Source organism: Pseudomonas sp. P5_A12 (assembly GCF_056400685.1).
Genome location: NZ_JBFUKU010000412.1, coordinates 1 through 3723, shown reverse-complemented (window position 1 = coordinate 3723; position 3723 = coordinate 1). Strand labels below are relative to the sequence as shown.

3 protein-coding genes and 1 pseudogene are annotated in these 3723 nt (G+C 54.9%); 3 read left to right on the top strand and 1 reads right to left on the bottom strand.

Features of this window, described 5'->3' with window-relative positions; translation table 11 throughout:
• Positions 1 to 960, top strand: a 960-nt coding sequence (locus AC1DSG_RS29000) for an NtaA/DmoA family FMN-dependent monooxygenase (RefSeq protein WP_477793943.1), incomplete at its 5' end; no start/stop codon positions are given.
• 290 nt (positions 961 to 1250) lie between these two features.
• Here AC1DSG_RS29000 and AC1DSG_RS28995 read toward each other — a convergent pair.
• Positions 1251 to 1484 (bottom strand): annotated as a pseudogene (locus AC1DSG_RS28995) (amidohydrolase); the annotation flags it as partial.
• Between the two features lie 356 nt (positions 1485 to 1840).
• On the opposite strand from AC1DSG_RS28995, the gene AC1DSG_RS28990 reads away from it, so the two are divergent.
• Positions 1841 to 3046: an ABC transporter substrate-binding protein gene (locus AC1DSG_RS28990; protein ID WP_477793942.1), complete on the top strand. Its 1206-nt coding sequence runs from the start codon at positions 1841 to 1843 to the stop codon at positions 3044 to 3046.
• Between the two features lie 76 nt (positions 3047 to 3122).
• Positions 3123 to 3723, top strand: a 601-nt coding sequence (locus AC1DSG_RS28985; RefSeq protein ID WP_477793941.1) for a branched-chain amino acid ABC transporter permease, incomplete at its 3' end; no start/stop codon positions are given.

Below are 3723 nucleotides of genomic sequence, written 5' to 3'. Positions count from 1 at the left end.
GGCTGGAACGTCGTCACCAGCGGAGATGCCGGCACCGCTGGCAATTACAGTCGCGACGAGCATTACGATTACGACACCCGCTACGGTCGGGCGGCCGAACACGTCCAGGTTGTCCAGGGACTGTGGAACTCTTATGAAGAGGATGCGTTCGTGCGCGACAGGGTCACGGGCCAGTTTCTCGACCCAAGCAAACTGCACAGTCTGAATCACAAGGGCGAACACTTCTCTGTGGTCGGCCCGCTGAACATTCAACGCTCACATCAAGGCCAGCCGGTGATCTTCCAGGCCGGCGATTCGGAACAGGGCCGCGATCTGGGCGCCGCCACTGCAGATGTGGTCTTCACCCATGCCGCTAGCATCGAGCAAGGCCAAGCTTTCTACCGCGATATCAAGGGCAGGGCGGTACGACTTGGCCGCGATCCTGAGCAATTACTGGTAATGCCCGGTGCCGAAATCTATGTGGGTGACACCGATGGGCATGCTCGTGAAATCGAGCAGCACTACCATCAGACCGATCATAGCTTTGAGCTCGCGCTGAAGGAGTTTGGTCGCAACTTCGGTTGGCATGACTTCAGCCAGTATGACCTCGATGCTCCGTTCCCTCAGGAGAGCCTGGAGTCCGCGCGCAGCAGCTTTTTCACCGCTGCCAAACGTATCGCTGATCAGGCACGTGAGAAAAATTTCACGCTGCGCCAGGCCGTAGAGTTCGGTCGACAGCTGCGCCCGGGTGCCTTCGTCGGAGCGGCTGAGACTGTCGCGCAGAAGATAACTGATTGGTTCGAAGCTCGAGCGGTGGATGGCTTCAACATATACATCGGGCACCCGGAGCAGTTCAACCGCTTTACCAACGAGGTCATACCGCTATTGCAAGAGCGCGGTGTGTACCGCAGGGCGTATGAAGGTACGACCTTGCGTGAAAGCCTGGGTTTGGAGATTCCTCAATTCGGGCGGAAAAGGTAGTCACACATCGAGTGCCAACTGACGAGCTATGGAGGTGTACTGCGAATAGCGGTATAGCTCAGAGAGGTAACGAATGGCGCTGCTCACCACACAACTGTGCTGATGCAGTGCCGTTGAAAGTAGGCATCGCTTCTTCGGGCTTGGGCCCGGCTCACGCAGTCAGTCAGCGGTGCAAGCCTAGAAAGCAGAGGAGGTTCAAGGTGCAGCACCTTGATTTTAATGCCTACGGTTTTTGGTTCGAAATCTCCGGTGTTCAGGTAAAGCTAACATCAAGAATATTTCTAACATGGGTCGGCACGAAGGCCCAATCGGCGAGTGCCGGTACCAAGACGGAGTACGCCAACCACTCCATGGCCACCGATACCGCGATGAACGTCCTAGCCCCAGTCTTCGAGCTTGCTTGCCACCAACTCGGCAGTCAGCGGGGTGTGAGCCCCCAATTCAGGGTTCTTGAGGATTTCCCGGCGCAGCTGGATGAACGTGCCCAGGTCCAGTTCGCCAACGGTTTGGGTCAATGCATTCATCATCAGGTCACTCTCGACCAGGGTTATCGGGGATAACGGGGGCAACGCTCTTGCTCCGGGCAGATGATGGCCTGCTGACATAGTGCCTATGTCCTCACGGTACAAGCACGATCACCTATAGGTACGTGCCATCCACCTGTGCCAAAAATTCAAAGCAGGTGTGATTTTCTAGCTATATCAATCAAATCTCGCCGAGCCTTAATCTTCGCAACGGTGGTTTCGAACGCTCCGAGTGTTCTGGAGTCGCCTGCAAACCTGACGTGGTCAGTGCTCGGCACGGATCATCATTCGGGACAATAAAAAGAAAATCCAGCTATGGGTGGCCCAGTGCGCTGACGCCAAACCAGGAGATAACAATGAGTACAAAAAACTGGGTTAAAATCGCCTGCGTCGTGCTTTCCCTGAGTACTTCAATCGCCGCACATGCGGACATCAAAATCGGTGCGCTCTATCCCCTCAGTGGTTCTCTGGCTTTACTCGGCGATGAAAGCTATCGCGGCCTCGAAATAGCGGTTGCAGAACGTAACGCAGCGGGAGGCTTGAAAGGCGAACAGATCAAACTGCTCAAAGCCGATGCTGTTGACGCAGGGCAAGCTGTAGGTGCCGCCCGTAAACTGACTTCTGTTGAAAATGTCACTGCCGTGTTCGGCAGTTATTCCTCGGCGCTATCGTTCGCTGCTACGCAGGTTACCGAAATAGCCGGTGTGCCGTATTTTGAGCTCGGTGCGGTCTCCGACAACATCACCGAGCGTGACCTCAAATACGTACTGCGTAGCAATCCAACTGCGAGGAACTTCGCTGAAGGGACCATCACCGCGATAACTCAACTTGTAGCTCCCGCCCTCAAGATCGACCCCAAGCAACTCAAGATAGCCATCATCCATGAGGATGCGTTGTACGGCACTACCATCGCCGGGTTCCAAAAAAAACTTGCTCAAGAGCAAGGGCTGAACGTGGTCGAGGTGCTTCCTTATTCGGCAAAAGCCGTGGACCTCTCATCGCTTATCCTGCGCCTGAAAGGTGCGCAAGCGGACGTGGTATTGCAAACCAGCTACCAGAACGACACCACACTGTTTTTCCGCCAGATCCGTGAAGCCGGTTTCAAGCCCAGAGCAGTAGTCGGTGCGGGAGGCGGATATTCCATGCAGGACACCGTAGCAGTGGTGGGTGCTGAAAATATGGAAGGCATTCTGGACGTGGATTTTCCTCAGTTTCAAACCAATGAAAGGGGCGCTCCAGGTATCGGCGCGTTCGCCAAAGCTTACAAAGAACGTTTTGGCAGCGAGCCGCGTTCAGGTCACAGTCTGATCAACTATGTCGGTGCGAAAGTTTTCCTCGACGCCATGGAAAAAAGTGAGTCGCTGGAGGCCGATGCGATCCGCGCATCGATCGCGAGTGTGGATATTCCTGTCGGTGGAACAGCAGCAGGCATCGGAGCCAGGTTCGGTGATAACGGGCAAAACCAGCGAGCCAATACGGCAATCATGCAGTGGCAAGACGGGGTGCTGAAAACCGTTTACCCCGAAGCAGCGGCAGTGACCACAGCCCGCTTTTCCAACTAACCCTGAAGCCTGTAATCCAGTTGAAGCTCGATAGTTGAGCTTCACGGATTCGTTCGCTCGCAGGAGGGCGCAAACCGTGGAAATTTTCATCCAACTTCTTTTGAACGGCCTATTGCTCGGTGGCACATTGGCCATTATCAGCATAGGTCTGACGCTTATTTTCGGTATTGTCAGGGTAGTCAACTTCGCCCATGGCGAGTTTTTGATGATAGGCCTGTATGCGGTGTATTTGATGAACGCACACTTTGGGATTCACCCCTATGTAGCGATCATTCCCACAACGATCATTTTRTTTGCCGCTGGGGCCGCGATGCAGCGGTTCATCATTCAGCCATTGCTCAGCGCCGAAGGACATATCCAGATATTCGCGACAGTAGGTGTCTCAATCGCCTTGATGAATGGCGCGCTCTTGATCTTCGGTGCTGACGTCATGACTGTGCAGAACGTCAGCTTTGGCACCGGCACTGTCAGCGTGGGCGCCTTTCGCGCAAGCAGTGGTCAGTTGATCACCTTCGTGATGTCTCTGGTTCTGGTCGCCGGGTTGCACTGGTTTCTGCAAAACACCTTCCTGGGCCGAGCTGTTCGGGCCACCGCGCAACACYGTAATGCGGCGCAGTTGATGGGCGTCAACGTGAAGAAGATCTACATCTTTGCATTTGGCTTGGGCTGTGCCTGCC

Excerpts from the sequence above, each read along its gene's own strand:
- AC1DSG_RS28990 (WP_477793942.1), top strand. The coding sequence starts at position 1,841 with ATGAGTACAAAAAACTGGGTTAAAATCGCCTGCGTCGTGCTTTCCCTG.